The sequence below is a fragment of the Variovorax sp. GW821-FHT09A10 genome (genome assembly GCF_059418385.1).
In genome coordinates, this window is the sequence record NZ_JBWKPT010000009.1 from 41,343 (window position 1) to 62,570 (window position 21,228).

The 21,228-nt window shown below is 70.4% G+C and carries 19 protein-coding genes and 1 pseudogene; 14 read left to right on the plus strand and 6 right to left on the minus strand.

The window, feature by feature from the left end; genetic code table 11:
- Positions 1-138 precede the first annotated feature (138 nt).
- On the plus strand, positions 139-1,158 hold the full coding sequence (locus tag AC07Q9_RS26000; RefSeq protein WP_495312280.1) for an AEC family transporter: 1,020 nt from the start codon (positions 139-141) through the stop codon (positions 1,156-1,158).
- Between the two features lie 9 nt (positions 1,159-1,167).
- Here AC07Q9_RS26000 and AC07Q9_RS26005 read toward each other — a convergent pair whose 3' ends face one another.
- A complete protein-coding gene (locus AC07Q9_RS26005) occupies positions 1,168-1,857 on the minus strand; it encodes a hypothetical protein (RefSeq protein ID WP_489060897.1) in 690 nt (229 codons plus the stop codon).
- 234 nt (positions 1,858-2,091) lie between these two features.
- On the opposite strand from AC07Q9_RS26005, the gene AC07Q9_RS26010 reads away from it, so the two are divergent.
- Both AC07Q9_RS26010 and AC07Q9_RS26015 read left to right on the plus strand, forming a co-directional pair.
- Positions 2,092-2,301 carry a hypothetical protein gene (locus tag AC07Q9_RS26010; protein WP_489060899.1) on the plus strand — a complete coding sequence of 70 codons (210 nt, stop codon included), beginning with the start codon at positions 2,092-2,094 and terminating at the stop codon, positions 2,299-2,301.
- Positions 2,302-2,407: 106 nt separating this feature from the next.
- Positions 2,408-4,045: a S41 family peptidase gene (locus AC07Q9_RS26015; RefSeq protein WP_495312281.1), complete on the plus strand. Its 1,638-nt coding sequence runs from the start codon at positions 2,408-2,410 to the stop codon at positions 4,043-4,045.
- Positions 4,046-4,071: 26 nt separating this feature from the next.
- Here AC07Q9_RS26015 and priA read toward each other — a convergent pair whose 3' ends face one another.
- Entirely contained in the window at positions 4,072-6,123 is a 2,052-nt protein-coding gene (priA, locus tag AC07Q9_RS26020) for a replication restart helicase PriA (protein WP_495312397.1), read from the minus strand.
- Positions 6,124-6,632: 509 nt separating this feature from the next.
- Positions 6,633-7,742 carry a uroporphyrinogen decarboxylase gene (gene hemE, locus AC07Q9_RS26025; RefSeq protein ID WP_495312282.1) on the minus strand — a complete coding sequence of 370 codons (1,110 nt, stop codon included), beginning with the start codon at positions 7,740-7,742 and terminating at the stop codon, positions 6,633-6,635.
- Between the two features lie 143 nt (positions 7,743-7,885).
- Between hemE and AC07Q9_RS26030 the strand changes: the two are divergent.
- The 10 genes and pseudogenes from AC07Q9_RS26030 to AC07Q9_RS26075 form a co-directional block, all read left to right on the plus strand.
- Positions 7,886-9,478: pseudogene (locus AC07Q9_RS26030) on the plus strand (GMC family oxidoreductase); the annotation flags it as partial.
- Between the two features lie 79 nt (positions 9,479-9,557).
- The gene (locus tag AC07Q9_RS26035) at positions 9,558-10,364 is read left to right on the plus strand and encodes an SDR family NAD(P)-dependent oxidoreductase (protein ID WP_495312283.1); all 807 of its coding nucleotides are present in this window, start codon (positions 9,558-9,560) and stop codon (positions 10,362-10,364) included.
- Between the two features lie 15 nt (positions 10,365-10,379).
- A complete protein-coding gene (locus AC07Q9_RS26040; RefSeq protein ID WP_495312284.1) occupies positions 10,380-11,180 on the plus strand; it encodes a MoaF C-terminal domain-containing protein in 801 nt (266 codons plus the stop codon).
- 26 nt (positions 11,181-11,206) lie between these two features.
- On the plus strand, positions 11,207-11,599 hold the full coding sequence (locus AC07Q9_RS26045) for a nuclear transport factor 2 family protein (protein ID WP_099794882.1): 393 nt from the start codon (positions 11,207-11,209) through the stop codon (positions 11,597-11,599).
- 37 nt (positions 11,600-11,636) lie between these two features.
- Positions 11,637-13,139, plus strand: coding sequence for an aldehyde dehydrogenase family protein (locus AC07Q9_RS26050; RefSeq protein ID WP_495312285.1), 1,503 nt, complete (start codon positions 11,637-11,639; stop codon positions 13,137-13,139).
- Between the two features lie 42 nt (positions 13,140-13,181).
- A complete protein-coding gene (locus tag AC07Q9_RS26055) occupies positions 13,182-14,447 on the plus strand; it encodes an ABC transporter substrate-binding protein (RefSeq protein ID WP_495312286.1) in 1,266 nt (421 codons plus the stop codon).
- Positions 14,448-14,459: 12 nt separating this feature from the next.
- Positions 14,460-15,329, plus strand: coding sequence for a branched-chain amino acid ABC transporter permease (locus AC07Q9_RS26060; protein WP_062476232.1), 870 nt, complete (start codon positions 14,460-14,462; stop codon positions 15,327-15,329).
- Entirely contained in the window at positions 15,326-16,396 is a 1,071-nt protein-coding gene (locus AC07Q9_RS26065; protein ID WP_495312287.1) for a branched-chain amino acid ABC transporter permease, read from the plus strand. The genes AC07Q9_RS26060 and AC07Q9_RS26065 overlap by 4 nt, the downstream gene beginning before the upstream one ends.
- Positions 16,393-17,100 carry an ABC transporter ATP-binding protein gene (locus AC07Q9_RS26070; protein ID WP_495312288.1) on the plus strand — a complete coding sequence of 236 codons (708 nt, stop codon included), beginning with the start codon at positions 16,393-16,395 and terminating at the stop codon, positions 17,098-17,100. The genes AC07Q9_RS26065 and AC07Q9_RS26070 overlap by 4 nt, the downstream gene beginning before the upstream one ends.
- Positions 17,101-17,107: 7 nt before the next feature.
- Positions 17,108-17,815, plus strand: coding sequence for an ABC transporter ATP-binding protein (locus tag AC07Q9_RS26075; protein WP_489060913.1), 708 nt, complete (start codon positions 17,108-17,110; stop codon positions 17,813-17,815).
- A gap of 31 nt (positions 17,816-17,846) precedes the next feature.
- Here the strand turns inward: AC07Q9_RS26075 and AC07Q9_RS26080 are convergent, their stop codons facing one another.
- Positions 17,847-18,755, minus strand: coding sequence for a PhzF family isomerase (locus AC07Q9_RS26080; RefSeq protein ID WP_495312289.1), 909 nt, complete (start codon positions 18,753-18,755; stop codon positions 17,847-17,849).
- A gap of 7 nt (positions 18,756-18,762) precedes the next feature.
- Positions 18,763-19,200, minus strand: a complete 438-nt coding sequence (locus AC07Q9_RS26085; RefSeq protein WP_495312290.1) for a RidA family protein — start codon at positions 19,198-19,200, stop codon at positions 18,763-18,765.
- A gap of 73 nt (positions 19,201-19,273) precedes the next feature.
- Here AC07Q9_RS26085 and AC07Q9_RS26090 point away from each other — a divergent pair, with 73 nt between their 5' ends.
- Positions 19,274-20,188 (plus strand): LysR family transcriptional regulator, encoded by a 915-nt coding sequence (locus AC07Q9_RS26090; RefSeq protein ID WP_495312291.1) that lies wholly within the window; start codon positions 19,274-19,276, stop codon positions 20,186-20,188.
- Here the strand turns inward: AC07Q9_RS26090 and AC07Q9_RS26095 are convergent.
- On the minus strand, positions 20,185-21,108 hold the full coding sequence (locus AC07Q9_RS26095; RefSeq protein WP_495312292.1) for a LysR substrate-binding domain-containing protein: 924 nt from the start codon (positions 21,106-21,108) through the stop codon (positions 20,185-20,187). The genes AC07Q9_RS26090 and AC07Q9_RS26095 overlap by 4 nt on opposite strands.
- Positions 21,109-21,228: the final 120 nt, after the last annotated feature.

Here is a 21,228-nt window from a genome sequence, read left to right on the forward strand (position 1 = left end):
GACCGGGAAAGCGGGAACGCGAAAACGCAGGAGGGGGCCGCAGGGCGCGACCGTCGCAAAGCGGGCAATGATACGGGCCCGGCTGTGGCCGCCTGTGTCAGCGGGCATCGCGCGACGAAGGAGGACGACAATGCCGGCGTGCTGCCTGTTTTCCTTGTTACTTTTCCTTTCTTCGCCCTGATCGCGGCCGGCTACGCCGCCGCCCGCACCCGCATCCTGCCGCTGGAGGCGATTCCGGGGCTCAACACCTTCGTGCTGTATTTCGCGCTGCCCTGCATGCTGCTGCGCTTCGGCGCCGGCACGCCCATCGCGCAGCTGCTGGACGGCAGCGTTGCACTGATTTGGGGCATCTGCGCGCTGGCCGTGGTGGCGGGCGTGGTGCTGTTCACGCGCAATGCGCGCATCGGCTGGAACGACGCGGCCTTCGGCGCGCTGGTGGCGGCCTTTCCGAACACCGGCTTCATGGGCGTGCCGCTGCTGGTGGCACTGCTGGGCGCGCAGGCGGCCGGGCCGATCATCATCACCATCGCGTTCGACCTGGTCGTGACCTCGTCGCTGTGCATCGCGCTGTCGCGGCTCGACGGCGCCGGCAGCGCGGGCCGACACGGCGCCACGCTGGCCGCGCGCAAGGCGCTGCGCGGCATCCTCGTGAACCCGATGCCGTGGTCGATCCTGCTGGGCGTGCTGCTGTCGGCCGTGCGCTGGCCGCTGCCCGGGCCGGTCGAGCGCACGATCGCCATGCTGGCCGACGCGGCCTCGCCGGTGGCGCTCTTCACCATCGGCGCGGTGCTGGCGCGCTCGGCGCTGCTGGCGCGCGAGCACGGTGCCAGCGCCATGGTGGCGGCGGCGATGGGCACCGGCGCCGGGCCCGCGCCGAAAGCGCCGCTGGCCGACGTGCTGCCCGTGGTGCTCGTGAAGCTGGTGCTGCATCCGCTGGCGGTCTGGGCGCTGGGGCTCGGCGCCATCGCGCTGGGGCTGCCGCTGGCACCGTCGGCGCTGGCCGTGATCGTGCTGGTTGCGGCGCTGCCGAGCGCGAGCAACGTGTCGATGCTGGCCGAGCGCTTCGGCGCCGACAACGGCCGCATCGCCCGCATCATCCTGTGGACGACGGTGGCGGCGTTCTTCACCTTTCCGGTGGCGGTCGGCGCGCTGCGCTGACCGGGGGCGTCACTCGGTCAGCACGCCGAGCTTGTACGGATCGGCATCCGACAGCCGCTCGCACTTCGAGAAGTCGCGGCCCTGCGTGCCGTCGCAGTAATACGTGTTGTAGACGCGGCCGAACAGCGTCGGGCTGGCCGTGAAGAGCACGCCGTGGTCGGGCTGCCAGTTGTCCTTGGGCGCGGGCGCCGCGGCGCTGGTTTCGATCGGGCGTGCCGCGTCGGTGGTGGCAGGGGCGGGCGTGAAGTCGGCCAGTGTCTTGCGGGCCTCCTCGCCGCGCCAACGCACCGCCAGCTCGGCCGCCGTGGGGCGGGTCGCCACCGGCACCAGGATGCCGTTGACCTGCAGGCCGCGTCCGAAGCGGTGCGTCTTGCCGGCCAGGAACGCGTAGGCACAGGCCGCCATGCAATGGCCGCGCACCTCGGTCTGCACGCCGCTCTCGCGGATCGCGTCGGCATACGCACCGGCCGCTTCGGCGGTGCCGCCGAACGAGTCTTCGAAGACCACGGTGCGCACCGTGCCGCTGCCCAGGTGTTCGGTGAAGGCCTTGACCTTGCTGCCGTCGAGCGTGCCCGACACCACCAGCCGACGACCCTGCAGTTCGAGCTCCGCCGCGCCCGCGGACCCTGCAACAGCAAGGCACGACAGCGACACGGCGACAGCAACAACGACCCCAGCCAGAAGAGACGACGATTTCACGGCGACCTTTGCATCAAGCGAACGGGCACGAAACAACGCGGACCCGGCGATGGAACCGCACAGGCACAGCTTGTGCAAGGCCGGGGGTACCGTCAACTCTTTTTGCAGATTATTTCGGGGTAATCCCAGGGCATGTCTTAAGGCATAGCGTGCGTTATCTCTTCAGATGAATGCTTGCGTATGCAGTTGCGCTGCTACAGTGGTTCCGAGTCCAAGGTGTGAATGGGGCGCTCGATGGCAATACTGGTTCGCATCCTGATGTGGTTGGCCTGGCTCGCTGCGGTGGGCTGGTTCTGGCATGCCGGCACGCTCGGCACCGCTGCCGCGCTCGCGCTCGCCGCGCTGAGCCTCGTCGTGTTCGCCTGGCCGATCAGCGTCGCGCGGCGACGGCACAACGAGCTGCGCTACGTCGACATGGGCAAGGAGCCCACCGGCTACCACTGACGATCGATACGGCGCGTTCGTGCCGCGCATAGGACTTTGGTCCAATGCGCTGCAGCGCAGAGCTTCCTAGGATGGCGGCGCCTTACCGCCCTCCAGGAACTTCGCCGTGTCTCTTTTCCCTCTGCGTTTTCGTTTCGCCCGTCTTCTGCTGCTGGCCGTTCCGACGGCCGTGCTCGTCGCCTGCGGTGGTGGAGGAGACGGGGGCTCGGGCGTCAGCTTCTGGCCGAACAGCGGCACGACCACCCCGCCGCCTGTCACCACCCCGCCCGCGACGCCGCCCGACGTGCCCGACGACGGCGATGCCTTGCGCAACGCGCCGTGGGTCGAGGGCGTGTTTCGGACCGCGAGCCTCTATAAGGACCGCTGCGCGGCGCCGCGCACCGGCACCGACTACGACGGCCAGCCCTTCGCCGACAAGACCGGCCGCACGCTCGACGAGAACAACTGGCTGCGCGCATGGGTCAACGACACCTACCTCTGGTACGACGAGGTCCCGGACCTGGACCCCGCGCGCTACGCCACGGCCGACTATTTCGACCTGCTCAAGACCCACGCCGTGACGCCCTCGGGCAGGGACAAGGACCAGTTCCATTTCACCTACACCACCGAGGAGTGGGATGCGCTCGTGCGCGCTGGCACGTCCGTCGGCTATGGGGCGCAGTGGGCGATGTTTGCCGTCAGCCCGCCACGCGATCTGCTCGTGGCCTATGTGGAGCCCGGCTCCCCCGCAGCTGCGCCGGCTGGCGGCCTGCGGCGCGGCGACCAGGTGCTCATGGTCAACGACGTCGATTTCGTGAACAACAACACGGACGAAGGCATCGACATCATCAACGCGGGGCTTTTTCCCGCCGCGCCGGGGACGCTCACGCGTTTCACCGTCCGCGATGTCGTCAGCGGCATCGAGCGCGAGGTCACGCTGAAGGCCACCGCCGTGACCTCGGTGCCTGTCCAGAACATCAAGACCTTCCCGCACGGGGGCCGCACGGTCGGCTACCTGCAGTTCAACGACCACATCGGGACTGCGGAGCTGCAACTGAAGGCGGCCATCGAGCATCTGCGCACGCAGCGGGCCACCGAGCTGGTCGTCGACCTGCGCTACAACGGCGGCGGCTATCTGGACCTGGCCAGCCAACTGGGCTTCATGGTCGCCGGCGAGACGCAGACGCGTGGCAAGACCTTCGAGACCATGCGGTTCAACCACAAGCACACCGAGCGCAATCCGGTGACCGGCGACGCGCTCGCGCCCACGCCGTTCTGGCCCACCACCCTGGGCTTTCTTTCTCCAGCCAACGAGCCCCTGCCCAGCCTCGACCTGCGACGCGTCTACGTGCTCACGGGCCCCGACACCTGCTCGGCCAGCGAGGCGTTCATCAACGGCCTGCGCGGCATCGACATCGACGTGATCCAGATCGGTGGCACCACCTGCGGCAAGCCTTACGGCTTCTATCCCCGGGACAACTGCGGCACCACCTATTTCGGTGTGCAGTTCCAGGGCGTGAACGCCAAGGGCTTCGGCGACTACCCGGACGGCATCGCTCCCACCTGCGCCATGCCCGACGATTTCGGCCATGCGCTCGGCGATCCGGCGGAGGCGCGCCTGGCCGCCGCGCTCTCGCATCAGGTCACGGGCGTCTGCCCTGCCGTGCCCGGCGGTCGCCTCGCCAGGCGTGTTGCCACCGGCCCCGCCGCGCCCCTTCTGCACAAGCCCGAAGGCCTGCGCAACCGCATCCTGCGTCCGCGCTGAAGCAGGCGCAGGCACACGCACCGCGCTCAGATGCTGTGCGGGTCCACGTCCACCAGCCAGCGGATCACGCCCTTGCCTTCGGGCGTGCGCCGCAGCTCGTGCAGCAGCGGCTGCCAGGCGGCCAGCAGGCGCTGCAGCGCGGCGCGTGAGGGGCTTTCGATGAGCATCTGCGCGCGCTCCACGTTGGCCACGCGCTGGATCGCCAGCGGCACCGCCGGGTAGCGCGTGACCAGGTCGGCGCCGGGCAGCGCCTCGGCCTGGTCGGCCGCGAGGTTCAGGAAGCCCTGCGCCACCGCCTGCTCGCGCGCGTCGGCGCGCACCAGCGCCTGGAACGCGAACGGCGGCATGGCGGCGGCCTGGCGTTCCTCCAGCTGCTGCTTGGCGAAGGCTTCGTAGTCGTGCCGGCGCAGCGCCGCGAACAGCGGGTGCGGCGCGTGGTGCGTCTGGATCCACATCTCGGCCTTGGCGCCTTGCGCCGCGAGGTAGGCGGCGTCGCGGCCCGCGCGGCCGGCGGACTGCATCAACAGGCTGAACAGACGCTCGGGCGCGCGGAAGTCGCTGGAGAACAGCGCGCCGTCGGGGTTCACGGCGGCCACCAGCGTGATGCGGCGGAAGTCGTGGCCCTTGGCGATCATCTGCGTGCCGACGAGCACGTCGACCTCGCCCGCGTGCACGGCCGCGAGCTGCGATTCGAGCGCGCCCTGTTTCTTCGTGCTGTCGGCGTCGATGCGCGCGATGCGCACCGCGCTGCCGTCCGCATGCTTCACGCCCGCGAACAGCTCGGCCAGGTGCTCTTCGAGCCGCTCGGTGCCGCGGCCCACGGGCGCGATGTCGGGGTTGCCGCAGGCCGGGCAGGCGCGCGGCACACGCTCGGTGAAACCGCAGTGGTGGCAGCGCAGCGTGCGGTCGATCTTGTGGAACACGCGGTAGGCGCTGCAGTGCGGGCATTCGCTCTTCCAGCCGCAGTCGCCGCAGGCCAGCACCGGCGCATAGCCGCGCCGGTTCAGGAAGATCATGCTCTGCTCGCCGCGCGCGATGCGCTGGCCGATGGCGTCGAGCAGCGCGCCCGAAATCACCGTCTTCGGCGGCTGCAGGTTCATGTCCACGAGCCGCACCGCCGGCAGCGCGCCCGCGCCGATGCGCGACGGCATGGCCAGCCGCACATAGCGCCCGCCCGGGTCGTCGCCCTCGGGCGGCCGGCTCTGGTGCCAGCTCTCGAGCGAGGGCGTGGCCGAGCCCAGGATCACCTTGGCTTTTTCGCGCTGGCCGCGCCACACGGCGAGGTCGCGCGCCGAGTAGCGCGCGCCTTCCTGCTGCTTGTAGCTCGGGTCGTGCTCCTCGTCGACCACGATGAGCTTCAGCCCCGGGATCGACGCGAACACCGCCATGCGCGTGCCCAGCACGATGCGCGCGGCGCCGCTGTGCGCCGCCAGCCAGCTCGCCAGCCGCTGCGGGTTGGTCATGCCGCTGTGCAGCGACACCACGGCCTCGTCGCCGAAGCGCGCCTTGAAGCGGGCCTCGAGCTGCGGCGTGAGGTTGATCTCGGGCACCATCACCAGCGCCTGCGCCTCGGGGTCGCGCGCCAGCAGGTTGGCCACGCAGCGCAGGTAGACCTCGGTCTTGCCGCTGCCGGTGCTGCCCACCAGCAGGAAGGTGCCGGTGCCGGCCTCGATGCGGGCCAGCGCGGCCGTCTGTTCTTCGGAGAGGGCGATCAGGTTCGCGGATTCGGCCGTCTCGGCCACCGGCCCGACCGTGGTCTTGCGCTTGAGGCGGCGCGCCAGTTGCGTCGTGCTCAGGTCGCGCAGCTGCGGCGGCAGGGCGGCCAGCGCGATCTCGCCGATCGAGCGCTGGTAGTAGCGCCCGGCAAACGCCACCAGGTCGCGCCAGGCCTCGCCCAGCGGCGCCAGCGCGTCGAGCGCCGCACCCACGGGTTTGAGCGCCATGTCGGGCTCGGCGCCCTCCAGCGAGGTCGGCTCGTTCCAGACCACGCCCAGCACCTCGCGCTTGCCCAGCGGCACCCGCACCAGCGTGCCCGGCACCAGCGGTTCGGCGCCGGCGTAGCTCAGCAGGTCACCCAGCGCGGCATGCGCGGGCGTCTGTACCGCGACGTCGAGTCGCCAGGGGCAGGAGACGTTTGTGGCGGATGTGACCGTTGGCGCGCCGGCTTCGGGCGGCGATTCGGCGGAGGGGCTGGGCGTCCTTTTTGGCAAGGTTTGTTAATGCGTTTTGGAGCAAGACCGCTTAAGTTGTTGATTTCACAGCGCTTTGGCGGTCATCCAGAGTTTCTGTGGATAACTTTGTTGACAAGACGGCTGGATAGTCGCCGAAGCCTTGATTTTCAAGGCTTCCGCTGGAATGCCTGTAAAAAAAGCAAAAATCAAAACCTATATAAATCAACCACTTAGCGTCGCTATTGGTTTAGGAGCAGAACCAACGGCCCCTCAGATAATCTTGCGCAGTGCAACACGCGTTTTGTGCATAAGTCGGGCGTCCGGGGCCGTTTTAGGGCTTGACAAACGCCGGGCGACTGGCTTTCAGGGGGCGCTGAGTCTGCCAACCGGGCGGTCGGCAGTTCACATTTGTTAGCTCAGGCGCGCAGCGCGCGCGACTGGTCGTGCACCGCCTGGACCAGCGCCGCGACGTGGTCGGGCGGGGTGAACTGGCTGATGCCGTGGCCCAGGTTGAAGATGTGCGTCGGGCCCGTGGTGGTGCGGTCGGTGTGGGGCTTGCCGAAGGCCTGCAGCACCTTGCCGACCTCGGCCTCGATGGCCGCGGGCGGGGCGAACAGCACGTTCGGGTCGATGTTGCCCTGGATCGCCTTGGCCTTGTCCTCGGCACCTTCGGCCACGAGGCGGCGCGCGGCGGCCAGGTTCACGGTCCAGTCGACGCCGAGCACTTCGCAGTCGAGCGCGCGCATGGCGCCCAGCCACAGGCCGCCGCCCTTGGTGAAGACGATGCGCGGCACCGGCTGGCCGTCGGGGCCGTGGCGCTTCAGGCCGGCGAGCACGCGCGCGGTGTAGGCCAGGCTGAATTCGTGGAACGCGCCGTCGGCCAGCACGCCGCCCCAGCTGTCGAAGATCATCACGGCCTGCGCGCCGGCGTCGATCTGCGCGTTGAGGTAGGCGGCCACGGAATCGGCATTGACCGCGAGGATGCGGTGCATCAGGTCGGGGCGGCCGTACAGCATGCTCTTCACGAGGCGGTAGTCGCTCGAGCCCGCGCCTTCGACCATGTAGCAGGCCAGCGTCCACGGGCTGCCCGAGAAGCCGATCAGCGGCACGCGGCCGTTCAGCGCCTTGCGGATCGAGCCCACGGCGTCGAACACGTAGCGCAGCTTGTTCAGGTCGGGCACTTCGAGCGCGGCCACGGCCGCTTCGTCGCGCACCGGGCGCGCAAAGCGCGGGCCTTCGCCGGCCTCGAACGACAGGCCGAGGCCCATCGCGTCGGGCACCGTGAGGATGTCCGAAAAGAGGATGGCCGCGTCGAGCGGGTAGCGCGCCAGCGGCTGCAGCGTGACCTCGGTGGCGTAGTCGGTGTTGGTGGCCAGCCCCATGAAGCTGCCGGCCTTGGCGCGCGTGGCAACGTATTCAGGAAGGTAGCGGCCGGCCTGGCGCATGAGCCAGACGGGCGTGTGATCGGTGGCCTGGCGCCAGCAGGCCCGCAGGAAGGTGTCGTTTTGCAAAGGGGCGAAAGGCATGGCCCGATTGTCGCAGGGCCCCCCGCGTTCGCCGTCAGTTGACCGACAGCGCACTTTGCGTTGCATCAACCCGCCCCGCTGCGCCACGGCGCGCGCCAGCCGCGAGCATCCGTTCCCGACAACAACTTCGGTCTGGAACAGACATGGCGCAGCAGGTTTTCGATGTGGTGGTGGTGGGCGCCGGCTCGGCCGGTTGCGTGCTGGCGCACCGGCTGGTGCGCGCCGGGCGCCGCGTGCTGCTGCTGGAGGCGGGCCCGCCCGACGACGACCGCTTCATCCACATGCCCGCCACCTTCGTGCGCGTGATCGGCACCGAGCGCACCTGGGCCTACGAGAGCGAGCCGCAGCCCGCCGCCGCCGGCCGCAAGATGTTCGTGCCGCAGGGCCGCACGCTGGGCGGCGGCAGCTCGGTCAACGCCATGGTCTACGTGCGCGGCACGCCCGCCGACTACGACGGCTGGGAGGCGCACGGCTGCGAAGGCTGGGGCTGGCGCGACGTGCTGCCGTGGTTCCGCAAGGCCGAGGGCAACGCGCGCTTCGCCTGCGAGCTGCACGGCACGAACGGGCCGCTGAAGGTGAGCGACACGCGCTTTCGCCATCCGCTGAGCCTGGCCTTCCTGCGCGCCGCGCAGCAAAGCGGCCTGGCCTACAACGACGACTTCAACGGCGCCGCCCAGGCCGGCGTGGGCTTCTACCAGACCACCACCTTCGAAGGCCGGCGCGCCAGCACCGCCGCCACCTACCTCGCGGCCGTGCGCGACGACCCGAAGCTCACCGTGGTGACGGGCGCGCACGTGCTGCGCGTGCTCACACAGGACGGCGCGGCCACCGGCGTGGTCTACCGCACGGGCCGCAACGACAGCGGCGAAGAGGTGGTGGCCACCGCGCGCGATGAAGTGATCCTCTCGGCCGGCGCGCTCGCTTCGCCCAAGTTGCTGCTGCTGTCGGGCATCGGCCCCGGCGCGCAGCTGCAGGCGCTGGGCCTGCCGGTGGTGAAAGACCTGCCCGGCGTGGGCGAGAACTTCCAGGACCACCTGGAGGTGTCGGTCTACGGCCGCACGCGCGAGCCCGTGAGCCTGCTGGGCAACGACCGCGGCCTGGCGGCGCTGAAGCACGGCCTGCAATGGATGATGTTCGGCTCCGGCCTGCTCACCTCGAACGTGGTCGAGAGCGGCGGTTTCGTCGACACCACCGGCGAGGGCCGGCCCGACCTGCAGTTCCATGTGCTGCCCGTGCTCGTGGGCGACGTCGACCGCGAACCGCTGGCCGGCCACGGCCTGTCGATCAACCCCTGCTTCCTGCGTCCGCAGTCGCGCGGGCGCGTGGCGCTGCGCAGCCCCGACCCGATGGCGCCGATCCTGTTCGACGGCGGCTACCTGCAGGCGCAGGCCGACGTCGACACGCTGGTGCGCGGCGTGAAGCTGGCGCGCCGCATCCTGCGCGCGCCGGCGCTGCGCGAGGTGGTGTCCGAAGAGCTGGCGCCGTCGGCCGCCGACGACATGTCCGACGAGGCCCTCGAGGCCTACGTGCGCGAGCGCGCCAAGACCGTCTACCACCCCAGCGGCACCTGCCGCATGGGCCGCGACCCCATGGCCGTGGTCGATGCGCGCATGCGCGTGCACGGCGTGGCGAAGCTGCGCGTGTGCGATGCCTCGGTGATGCCTTCGCTCGTCAGCGGCAACACCAACGCGCCGACCGTGATGCTGGCCGAACGCTGCGCGGACTTCGCGCTGTCGGGCAACTGAAGCTGCGCGCTCGGTCAATCGCCGAAGCGCACCGAAACCTAGAGTCCTTCCCAACAAGGAGACAGAGCGAATGAGTGCTACAGATTCCATGGCCGGCAAGGTCGCCTTCATCACCGGCGGCGGCACCGGCATCGGTGCGGCGGTGGCCGCGCAGTTCGTCGCGGCGGGCGGCCGCGTGGTGCTGATGGGGCGACGCCTCGCGCAGCTCGAAGCGGTGGCGTCGACGCTCGGCGGGCTCGCGGTGGCGGGCGATGCAGCGAACACTGCCGACGTGCAGCGCGCCCTGGCCGCCGCGCGCGAACGCTTCGGCGGTGTCGACGTGCTGGTCGCCAACGCGGGCGGTCACGGCGTGGGCGATGCGCTTTCGACCGACGACGCCTCGTGGGCGCTGTCCACGCGCCTGAACCTCGACACCGCCTTCGTCTGCGCACGCGAGCTGCTGCCCGAGCTCATCGCGCGGCGCGGCAACATCGTCGTGCTCTCGTCGCTCGCGGGCCACTTCGCGGGGCCGGGCGTGGTCGGCTACGTGACCATGAAGCACGCGCTCATCGGCCTCGTGCGTTCGCTGGCGCGCGACTACGGCCAACAGGGCGTGCGCGTGAACGCCGTGTGCCCCGGCTGGGTGCGCACCGAGATGGCTGACGAACAGATGCAGGTGCTCGTCGACAAATACCGCCTGCCCGATGCCGACGCGGCCTACGCCCTCGTCACGCGCGACGTGCCCATGGGCCGCGCCGCGAGTCCCGACGACGTGGCGAACGCCGTGCTGTTCCTCGCCTCGCCGCTGGCCGCGATGGTCAGCGGCAGTTCGCTGATGGTCGATGGCGGCGCGTCCGCGGTCGACCTGCCCACCATCGCCTTTGCGCACGACGCCTGAAGAAGGAAAGACGCCATGAGCACCGACACCACGAAACCTGCCGACTGGAAGACCTACGACCAGTTCGCCCTCGGCATCGCAACCAACCGCCTGCCCGCCACCGACGCGCTCGCCGGCCAGACGCTGAGGCTCGCGCTGCCCGGCTTCCAGCTCACGCTGCAGCCGCGCGCGCAGCACACGCTCGACTGGCATGAAGACGGCGCACGCGGCGGCCAAGGCCAGGGCGACTGGTACGAGGCCATCAAGGTCGCGCCCGATACCTTCTTCCTCGACATCACGCAGGCCAGCCGCCCGAGCGAGGCGCTGACCGTCGTCGTCAACACGCGCACGCGCCGCGTGCTCGCGATTCGCTGCCGCATCATCGGCGCCGACGAGGCCGCGGGCCAGCCGCGCGTGCCGCAGGACTTCTGGCCTGGGACGCTCGAAGGCGGCACTGCAACGGGCAGCGCACCGCACGCCACGCGCGACCTCATCGGCCTGCGCACCTGGCAGACCTACAGCCCCAACCACACCTACGAGCACACCTACCTGAGCGCCGAGCGCTACGCCTGGCAGTGCCTCGTGGGCGTGCAGCGCGGCCACGGCGACGTCGACCTGGCGAGCTACTGGAAGTTCGACGACGACCAGTACGTCTTCACCTTCCGCGAGTTTTTGATTCCGGTCGCCTCGGTGTTCTTCTTCGACTTCGCGAACGGCCGCTCGACCGGCAAGTTCCTCGGGCTCACCGGCACCGGCGCGATCGCCAACAACCCCGCGGGCGCCTTCATGCGCAAGGCCTCGCAGACCTTCTATCCGCCCGAGTTCGGGCCCGTCTGACCTCATCGTTGTCCAGGAGCTTTTTCATGCGCACCCCTTACCAGATCGTGGCCGACCACTACGCCGCCTCCGACCGCCACGACCTCGCCGCGATGTTCGCCGACGTCGCCAACGACGTGCAGTGGACCGAGATGGCCGGCTTTCCCTGCGCCGGCACGCACGTCGGCCCCGCGCAGGTGGTCGAGAAGGTCTTCCAGGTGCTCGGCGCCGAGTGGGAGGGCTACCGCTTCGTGCTCGAACGGCTGGTCGACGGCGGCGACACCGTGGTCGGCATCGGCGACTACCACGCGCGCCACCGCACCACGGGCAAGCCGATGCAGGCCCGCGTCACGCACGTGTGGCAGGTGCAGGGCGGCCAGGTGCGGCGCTTCGAGCAGTTCACCGACACGCTGCTCGTGGCCCGTGCCATGCAGCCGTGATGCCTCTTTCTTTCGCATCCCTTCCCGGAGCCCGCCCATGAATCTGCGCGACCTGTCGATCGAACACCTCGGCCAGGTGGGCCTGCTGGCGCAGCGCCGCCGCGGCAACCACATCGACGGCCACGAGGTCGTGCCCCGCAACGGGCAGTACCTGCCGGTGGTCGACCCGGCCACCGAAATGACCGTGGCCGAGGCGCCCGACAGCGACGCGGAGGACGTGCACGCGGCGGTCGCCGGCGCGCGCCGCACCTTCGAGAGCGCCGCGTGGAAGTCGCTGCGCCCGGCCGACCGCGAGCGCATGCTGTACACGCTCTCGACGCTCATCGAGTCGCACGCCGACGAACTCAGCGCGCTCGAAACCCTGCAAAGCGGCAAGCTGCGCGGCATCGCGCGCATGGTCGACGTGGGCGCGGGCGCGGAGTTCGTGCGCTACATGGCGGGCTGGGCCACCAAGCTCGAAGGCCAGACGCTCGACAACTCCATCGGCATCCCCGGCGCGCAGTGGGTCACGTACACGCGGCGCGAGCCGGTGGGCGTGGTCGCGGCCATCGTGCCGTGGAACTTTCCGCTCGCCATCGCACTGTGGAAGGTGGCGCCCGCGCTGGCGGCCGGCTGCACCGTGGTGCTCAAGCCGTCCGAAGAAACGCCGCTCACCGCGCTGCGGCTGGCCGAGCTGGCGCTGGAGGCGGGCTTTCCGCCGGGCGCGCTGAACGTGGTGTGCGGGCGCGGCGCCACGGCCGGCGCGGCGCTGGCCGCGCACCCGGACGTCCGCAAGATCAGCTTCACCGGTTCGACGGCGGTGGGCCGTCACATCGGCCACGCGGCCGTCGACAGCATGGCGCGCTTCACGCTGGAGCTGGGCGGCAAGTCGCCGCTCATCGTGCTCGGCGACGCCGACCCGGTGGCGGCGGCGCAGGGCGCGGCCAACGGCATCTTCTTTCACCAGGGCCAGGTGTGCACGGCAGGCTCGCGCGTGTACGTGCAGCGCAACCTGTTCGATGAGGTGGTGCGCCGGCTCGCGCAGGCCGCCGAGGGCCTGCACATCGGCTCGGGCTTCGACCCGAAGGCGCAGTTCGGGCCGCTCGTGTCCAAGCGCCACCTGGCGCGCGTGATGGCGCACATCGACGGTGCCGTGGCCGAAGGCGCCACGCTGGTCACGGGCGGGCGCCAGGCCTTCGACGGCGGCTGCTTCGTGCAGCCCACCGTGTTCGTCGACGCGCAGCCGTCGATGCGCATCGCGCGCGAGGAAGTGTTCGGCCCCGTCGCGACGGTCGTCCCCTTCGACGACGTGGACGACGCCGTGCGCCTGGCCAACGACAGCGCCTACGGCCTGGCGGCCAGCGTCTGGTCGAACGACCTCTCGGCTGTGCACCGCATCGTGCCGCGCCTGCAGGCGGGCGTGGTCTGGGTCAACGCGCACAACGTGCTCGACAACGCGCTGCCGCTGGGCGGCGTGAAGCAGTCGGGCAGCGGGCGCGACCTGGGGCGTGCGGCGGTGGAGAGCTTCACCGAACTCAAGAGCGTGTGCATGGCGGTGTAGCCCCGCCCCGGTTTCGATCACCCAGAAAGAAGGAGACACCTCATGCAAAGCAAAAGACGAATCGCGCTGTCGGCCGTTGCGGGCGCGCTGGGCCTGGCCGGCTTCAGCGGTGCCTGGGCGCAGGCCAGCCCCGACTGCGGCCTCAACACCGGCAAGCCCGCCACGGGCGAGCCCATTCCCATCGGCGCCGTGGTCGGCAAGACCGGCCCCGACGACTTCAGCGCCTCGGGTCAGGCGGCGGCGGCGTACTTCAAGTGCGTCAACGCCAACGGCGGCATTAACGGCCGGCCGGTCGACTACCTCGTGCTCGACGACCAGTGGAACCCCGAGACCGCCGCGCAGGTGGCCTCCAAGCTCGTGAAGGACCGCAAGGTGGTCGCGCTCGTGGGCAGCACCAGCTTCGTGGAGTGCGGCGCCAACGCCAAGATGTACGCCGACGAGGGCGTGATGGTCATCGCCGGCACCGGCGTGCCGCGCGAATGCTTCAACGCGCGCAACTACGTGCCGGTGAATGCGGGGCCGCGCGTGTCGGCCACCATCGCCGCGATGTACGCCGCGCAGAAGTACAAGGCCAAGAAGATGGTCTGCATCATTCCGAACATCCCGAGCCTGGGCAACTGGGCCTGCGAGGGACCGAAGGAGTGGGGCAGGAAGAACGGCGTGACGGTCGAGACCCTCACCATCGACCCCGGCTCGGCCGACGCCACCTCGACCATGCTGCAGGCCGCCGCGAAGAAGCCCGACACCATCATCATGAACGTGCCCAAGGGCATCCTCGTGCCGATGCTGGCCGCTGCCGAGCAGCAGAACCTGGGCAAGAAGATCCACTTCGTGTCGGCCGCACCGGCCTACAACGTCGACGTGCCCAAGGCCATCGGGCCGTACTGGAAGGGCAACTTCGACGTCAACCTCGAATTCAACCCGCTCGAATCGGCCGGGCCCGACAACAAGAACTGGCTCGCGGTGATGGACAAGCACGGTGCCAAGAGCGACCCGCGCGACACCTTCTCGCAGGCCGGCTACCTGGCCGCGCGCCTGGCCACGCAGGCGATGCTGAAGATGGACCCGAAGAAGCTCGACCGTGCCGGCGTGACCGACGCGCTGCGCAAGGTGAGCGACTTCCGCAGCGACATCCTGTGCAAGCCCTTCTACGTGGGCAGCGGCAACCGCCACAACGCGAACAACAGCGGGCCCATGGCCAGCCCCGACGGCAACGGCTGGCGCTTTGCGCCCGGCGGCTGCCTCACGGCGGACGACCCGGAGCTGGTCGACATCCGTGCCGACGAGCAGAAGATGGGCTTGAAGTAAGCGCGCCGGGCCATGGAGGACTACCTGCCTTTCGTCATCTCGGGCCTGGGCCTGGGCGCGGTGTACGCGCTCTCGGGCGTGGGGCTGGTGGTGCTCTATCGCTCGTCGGGCGTGCTGAACTTCGCCTTCGGGGCCATCGGCGCGCTCGGCGCCTACGTGGCCTGGACGCTGCTCGAAGCCGACTGGCCGCAGGGCCTGGCGTGGTGCGCGGCGGTGCTCGCGGCCATGGCGCTGTCGCTGGCCTACGGGCGCCTCTTGGCGCCGCGCCTGTCGCACCGCGACCCGACCATCCGCAGCATCGCCACGCTGGGCTTCGCGCTCGTGGTGGTGGGCTTCACCGAATGGACCTGGGGCGAGCAGCCGCGCCGCCTGGTGCTGCCGACCGACGGCGGCGCGCTCGAATTCGTGCTGGGCGAAGTCGAGGTGCGGCTCACGCACACGCGTGCGCTTGGCCTGGCGCTGGCGGTGCTGATGATGGGCGGCGTCGGCCTGCTGCTGTCGAAGACGCGCGTGGGCTTGAAGATGCGCGCGCTGGCCAACGACCGCGACCTGAGCGCGCTGCTCGGCATCCGCGTGCTCGGCGTCGACACGGTGGCGTGGATATTGAGCGGCGCCTTCGCGGGCGTGTGCGGGCTGCTGCTGGCCAACATCGTGCGGCTGCAGGCCACGCTGCTGACCTTTCTCGTGATTCCGGCGTTCGCTGCCGCCATCATCGGCCGCCTGCATTCGCTGCCGGCGACCGTGGCGGGCGGCATCGCCATCGGCGTGCTGGAGGCGCTGGCAATCACGGTGCCGGGCTTCGCGGCCTTTCGCACGGCGACGCCCTTCCTCATCGCGCTGGCGATGATCGTCTTCTACCGCGCGGGGACGCGCTCGGCATGAACGCGTCGATCCTCGAAGGCGCCATGCCCACGTCCGACGCCGCACCCGCCGCGCTCGCGCAGGCCACGCGCCGCGCCCGCCGCTCGCTCATCTTGATGGTGGCTTGCGTGCTGCTGATCGGCTGGGCCGTGCCGTGGTTCGCGAACGCGTACTGGATCAAGACGCTCACGTCGTCGCTCGCGCTGTCGGTCGCGGCGGCGGGCGTGGCGCTGCTCTATGGCCAGCTCGGGCTGGTGTCGCTGTGCCAGTACGCGCTGCTCGGCGCGGGCGGCTGGGTCGCGCTGCGCGCGGGGCACGGGCTGGGCTGGCCCTTCGAGCTGTCGGTGCTCGCGGGCGGGCTGCTGTCGTGCGTCGTGGGCATGCTCGCGGGGCTGCCGGCGCTGCGGCTCAAGGGGCTGTACCTGGCGCTCGTCACGATGATGATGGCGGGCGGCTTCCAGGTGGTCGTCAACGTGACGGGCTTTCCCGACGGCGGCGCGGGCTGGCTGGGCCGTGTGTTCGGCAGCGAGCGGTTGATGATGCCGCGCCCCGCGCTGGCGCTGTCCGACGCGGCGTACTTCCGCTACGTGGCCGTGTGGCTGGCCGCGGTGCTGGCGCTGATCGAGCTGCACCGGCGCACGCGCGCGGGCCGCTCGTGGGCGCTGATCCGTCGCGGCGAGGCGGCGGCCGTGGCGGCCGGCGTGAACATCCTGCGCTACCAGACCTGGGCCTTCGGGCTCGCGGGCTTCTGCGCGGGCGTGGCCGGCGCGCTGCTCGCGGGCGGCGTGGGGCAGCTCGACGGGCGCGCCTTCACGGCCGGCGAATCGGTGATGCTGTTCGCGCTCACGGTGGTGGGCGGCGTGTACCACTGGGCCGGCGCGCTCATCGCGGGGCTGCTGCTGCGCGCGGTGCCGGCGCTGCTGACCGACTTCGGCGTCAACGGCTACCTCGCGATGATCTTCTTCGGCGTGGCGCTGCTGCATGCGCTCATCACCGCGCCGAGCGGCATCGCGGGGCAGCTGGCGGGCGTGTTCGAGGCGGTGCGCCAGCGCTTCGCCGCACCGAAGGACAAGGACGCCGCGCCATGATCCGCATCGACGATCTCACCGTCGCCTTCGGCGGCGTCAAGGCCATCGACGCGCTCACGGCGCAGCTCGACGCGCCCGTGTGCGGCCTCATCGGGCCGAACGGCGCGGGCAAGACCACGCTGGTCAATGTGCTCAGCGGCCTCGTGTCGCCCAGCGCCGGCCGCGTGGCGGTGGACGGCGCCGACCTGCTGGGCCTGAAGCCCATCGCGCGCGTGCGCTTCGGCCTGCGCCGCTCGTTCCAGACCGAGCAGGTGGTGGAAGACCTCAGCGTGTGGGACAACGTGCGCGCGCTGCTCGACCACGTGCCGCACGCGCGCGGCGAGGCCGCGGCGCAGGTGGCGCGTGCGCTGTCGCACACCGGCCTGCTCGACGTGGCGACCGTCATGGGGCACCGCCTCAACCTGTTCCAGCGCCGCATGCTCGAGCTTGCGAAATCGCTGGTCGGCGCGCCCAAGCTGCTGCTGCTCGACGAGCCCGGCGCGGGCCTCACCGAGCAGGAGGCCGGCGTGCTGCGCCGCACGATCGGTGCGGTGCATGCGTTCTGCGGTGCGCAGGTGCTGCTCATCGACCACGACGTCGACCTGATCGCCGCGACCTGCACGCAGACGCTGGTGCTCGACTTCGGCCGCCGCCTCGCGCTCGGCCCGACGCGCGAGGTGCTCGACGATCCTGCCGTGCGCAAGGCCTACCTGGGAACGGAGTGACCACCCCATGCTGAACGTGACCGATCTGCGCCTGCAGCGCGGCGGCAAGGCCGTGCTGCACGGCATCGACCTGCAGGTGCCGCCCGGCGAGGTCACGGCGCTGCTGGGCGCCAACGGTGCGGGCAAGTCGAGCACCGTGATGGCCATCGGCGGCGTGCTGCCGCTCGCGGGCGGGCGCATCGAGGTCGAGGGCCACGCGCTGCACGGCCAGCGGCCCGAGCGCGTGCGCGCTCTTGGCGTGGCGGTGGTGCCCGAGGGGCATCGCGTGCTCGGCGAGCTGTCGGTGCTCGACAACCTGCGCGCCGCCGCGACTGCGCTGCCTGCGGCCGGCGTGGCCGATGCGGTCGAGCGCGTGCTCGGCGTGTTCCCCGAGCTGCGCGTGAAGCTCGCGCTGCCCGCGCGTTCGCTGTCGGGTGGACAGAAGCAGATGGTCTGCATCGCGCAGGCGCTCATCGGCAAGCCGCGCTACCTCGCGATCGACGAGCTCTCACTGGGGCTCGCCCCCGCGGTGGTCAAGCGGCTGGTCGAGGTGGTGCAGCAGGTCGCGCGCGAGGGCGTGGGCGTGCTGCTGATCGAGCAGTTCACGACGGTGGCGCTGGCCGTGTCGAGCCGCGCCTATGTGCTGGAGCGGGGGCGCATGGCCTTTGCGGGCACCTCGCAGGCGCTGCGCGAGCGGCCGGAGATCCTGCACAGCAGCTATCTCGCGGCGGCCTGACGTCAGTCGAGGCGCCGCGAGTGCGGTGGTGTCACGCCACGCCGTCGAGCGAGGCCGAGAAAAGAATGCAGGCATCGCCCGCGATGGACACGGCCGCCGGCTCGCCGTTCGCGATCACGACCTCGACATGCACGATGCCGTCGCGCCGCAACGCGCGGCCCTGGCGGCCCTGGAAGCGCAACGCCCGCCCGTCGTGGGCCATGAGCTTGTGGCGCACCAGGTAGGCGCCGAGCGGACCGTTGGCGTTGCCGGTCACGGGGTCTTCCATGATGCCGATGGCCGGCGCGAACATGCGCCCGTCGGTCACGGCGTCTTCCCCGGCCGGCTGCTGGAACACGAAGTAGCCGTTGCAGCCGATCTCCCGGCTCAGCTGCGAGAGCGCGGGCATGTCGGGCCGCAGCGCATCGAGATCGACCCGCGGCGCCAGCGGCACGACGACCTTGCTGTGCCCGGTCGAGACGACCTGCACCGGAAGTGCGGCAGGCACATCGCCCGGTGCGAGCCCGAGCGCGGCCACGATGCGTTCGCGCAGCGCGCCTTCCAGCGGTGCTTCGAACACCGGCGCGCCCTGGTGCATGACGATCCGGTACCCGCCCGTGGCGCTTCGCGAGAGGCCCACGGTCTGGATGCCGGCGCCCGTCTTCTGCCGCAGCGTCACCTCGCCGAGCTGCAATGCCGTGGCTCGCGCGAAATGCGCGGCAATGGTGGCGTGGCCGCACAGCGGGACCTCGGTGGTCGGCGTGAAGTAGCGGATGCGCAGGTCGTGGTCGTCCGCGTCGGCGCGCCACACGAAGGCGGTTTCGGAATGCTTGAGCTCGCGCGCCAGGTCCTGCATGGCTTCGTCGGACATGCCGTCCGCGTTCAGCACGACGCCCGCGGGGTTGCCGCGAAACGGCGTGCGGGTGAATGCATCGACATGGAAAAGGGTGCGTGGGGTCATCGTCGTTTCAGCAGTGGGGGATGGGCTGGGGCTGCGCCGCGAGTGCGGCCACCATGGCGGCCTGCACCGCGTAGCCCTTGCGGATCGCGGCGACGCCGAGCACCGTGCGCGCGGGGCGATGCGCGCCGAAGAAGGTGGCGCACAGGCGGTCCGCCTCTTCCCAGTGGTCCAGGTCGGTGAGGTACAGCGTCAGTGAAAGCACCAGGGCCCGGCCGCTGCCTGCCGCCTCGAGAACCGCCTCGCAGTTGGCGAGCAGCTGCTGCATCTGGTGGGCGAAGGCACTGTGCGCACCGACACGCCCGGGTGCGCGCGGATCGACCGGCAGTTGGCCGGCGACATGCAGCACGCCTTGGTGCACGATGCCCTGCGCATAGTGGCCCAGCGGGGCCGGTGCTGTCGAAGAGGTGACGGCCGTGATGGCCGCCTCGCATGCTTGCTTTGTCATGGCGCCAAGCTTGCCGGTGCCGCGGCGCCAAGGATTGGCATGAAAGAAATACACTCGTTCCCAGGAGGAATGAATGGCCGCAACATCCGATCTGCCGCTGGAGCTGGTACGCGCCTTCGTGCGGGTGGCCGCGCACCAGAGCTTTGCGCGTGCCGCGCACGATCTGCGCATCACGCCTTCCGCCGTCAGCCGGCAGATCAAGCTGCTCGAGCAGACCCTTGGCGTGCAGCTGTTCTTGCGCACGACCCGCACGATGTCGCTCACCGAGGCGGGCGCGACCTACCTTGCCGCAGCGCGCGAAGCCTTCGACAAGCTCGACGCCGCGGGCCAGGCGCTGGGCCGCATGCGCGACGAGGTGCGGGGCGAGTTGCGGATCAGCGCACCCGTGGCGTTCGGACGCCGCTACCTCGTGCCGGCGCTGCCGGCGTTCATGGACCGGCATCCGCAGCTGTCGCTGGACCTGGTGATGACGGACAGCTTCGTGGACCTGGCGGGCGAGGGCGTCGACGTGGCCGTTCGCATCGGCCGGCTCGAAGACTCGGCGCTGCGGGCGCGCAAGCTCGCGGCGAACCGCCGGGTGCTGGTGGCCAGCCCCGGCTACGTGCGGCGGCGCGGGTCGCCGAAGACGATCGAAGACCTGAAGCAGCACAGCTGCATCGTCCTCACGGTCAACCGCGATGGCGAGCAATGGCGCTTCTCCGATGTTCAGGGCCAGGAGTTCTCCGTCAAGCCGAAAGGCGTGCTGCGGGCCAACAACGGCGACGCGGTGCTCGAGTTCGCCAAGGCGGGGCGCGGCATCGCGTTCCTTTCGCAGGTGCTGGTGCGCGATGCGCTGGCAGACAAATCGCTGGTGCGCGTGCTGCCGAAGCACGGTGGCGCGGACGCCGGCGTGCATGCGGTCTTCCGGGTCGACCCGCTGCTGAACCCGAAGGTGCGCGTGCTGGTCGACTTCCTGGTCGACCTGCTCGAGCCGCCGTCTGCGGCCTAGGCGCGCGCCTTCCGTGCGGTGGGCATCACGAAGCCCTGGAAGTAGTCCCGCAGCCGCGCGGTGAACTCCTCGGCGATGGCCGAAGGCGCCGACTGCGGCGAGAACGCCATCGACACCTCCACCGGGCAGCGTGGCGACAGCGGAAGGATCTTCAGGTCGCGCGCGAACACGGAGGCCACGTAGGGGTTGACGATGCCGACGCCGGTGCCCTGCGCCGCCATCATGCAGATGGTGACCGAGTAGGTGGTCTCGACCGTGGCGGCGCATTCGATGCGGTGCTGCTGCAGCGTGCGCTGGAACTGCTGGTGGATCTCGTCGTCGGCATTCAGCGTGAGCAGCACCTGGTGCTTCAGGTCGCGCACGTGGACGGCGTCGCGGTGCGCCAGCGCATGCCCGGGATGCACGACGCACACCGCGCTGGCCTTGTGCAGGCTGACCGCGTCGAGCTGCGGCTCGTGGAAGGCGGCGGTGCTGAGCGCGACGTCGTACAGGCCGTAGAGCAGGCCTTCGCGCAAGGCGTGCGTGCCGACGGTCTGCAGGTTGACGTGCACCTCGGGGTGCAGCCGCGAGAACGCATGGATCACCTGCGGCATCACACCGAGCCCGAGCGCCGGCGTGCAGCCCACGCGCAGCGAGCCCGCGCCCGACTTGCGCAGCACCGCCACGCTCTGCTCGATGCGGTCCAGGCCCAGGAAGTGGCGCTGCACCGTGTCGAACAGCTGGCGCGCCTCGTGCGTGGGGCGCAGCCGCCCCTTGTGGATGTCGAACAGCTTGAGCCCGGTGGCATGCTGGATCTGCGAGAGCAGGCGGCTCACGGAGGGCTGCGTGGTGTGCAGCAGCGCCGCCGCGGCGGTGGTGGTGCCGGTCTGCATCACGGCGCGGAAGGCCTCGATCTGGCGGAAGTTCAACGGTCGCGACATGCGGAGGCTCCTGGGCTGTACGGCGCAAAGCATGACATATCTTTTCTGCATAGCCTGTGAATGAAAATGAATTTTTCAGAATGATGCTGCGTTCCTAGACTGCGCCCTATCCACCCTCTC

Coding starts and splice junctions, on each gene's coding strand:
- AC07Q9_RS26010 (WP_489060899.1), top strand. CDS start 2,092: ATGGCAATACTGGTTCGCATCCTGATGTGGTTGGCCTGGCTCGCTGCG.
- hemE (WP_495312282.1), bottom strand. CDS start 7,742: ATGCCTTTCGCCCCTTTGCAAAACGACACCTTCCTGCGGGCCTGCTGG.
- AC07Q9_RS26035 (WP_495312283.1), top strand. CDS start 9,558: ATGAGTGCTACAGATTCCATGGCCGGCAAGGTCGCCTTCATCACCGGC.
- AC07Q9_RS26040 (WP_495312284.1), top strand. CDS start 10,380: ATGAGCACCGACACCACGAAACCTGCCGACTGGAAGACCTACGACCAG.
- AC07Q9_RS26045 (WP_099794882.1), top strand. CDS start 11,207: ATGCGCACCCCTTACCAGATCGTGGCCGACCACTACGCCGCCTCCGAC.
- AC07Q9_RS26050 (WP_495312285.1), top strand. CDS start 11,637: ATGAATCTGCGCGACCTGTCGATCGAACACCTCGGCCAGGTGGGCCTG.
- AC07Q9_RS26055 (WP_495312286.1), top strand. CDS start 13,182: ATGCAAAGCAAAAGACGAATCGCGCTGTCGGCCGTTGCGGGCGCGCTG.
- AC07Q9_RS26060 (WP_062476232.1), top strand. CDS start 14,460: ATGGAGGACTACCTGCCTTTCGTCATCTCGGGCCTGGGCCTGGGCGCG.
- AC07Q9_RS26065 (WP_495312287.1), top strand. CDS start 15,326: ATGAACGCGTCGATCCTCGAAGGCGCCATGCCCACGTCCGACGCCGCA.
- AC07Q9_RS26070 (WP_495312288.1), top strand. CDS start 16,393: ATGATCCGCATCGACGATCTCACCGTCGCCTTCGGCGGCGTCAAGGCC.
- AC07Q9_RS26075 (WP_489060913.1), top strand. CDS start 17,108: ATGCTGAACGTGACCGATCTGCGCCTGCAGCGCGGCGGCAAGGCCGTG.
- AC07Q9_RS26080 (WP_495312289.1), bottom strand. CDS start 18,755: ATGACCCCACGCACCCTTTTCCATGTCGATGCATTCACCCGCACGCCG.
- AC07Q9_RS26085 (WP_495312290.1), bottom strand. CDS start 19,200: ATGACAAAGCAAGCATGCGAGGCGGCCATCACGGCCGTCACCTCTTCG.
- AC07Q9_RS26090 (WP_495312291.1), top strand. CDS start 19,274: ATGGCCGCAACATCCGATCTGCCGCTGGAGCTGGTACGCGCCTTCGTG.
- AC07Q9_RS26095 (WP_495312292.1), bottom strand. CDS start 21,108: ATGTCGCGACCGTTGAACTTCCGCCAGATCGAGGCCTTCCGCGCCGTG.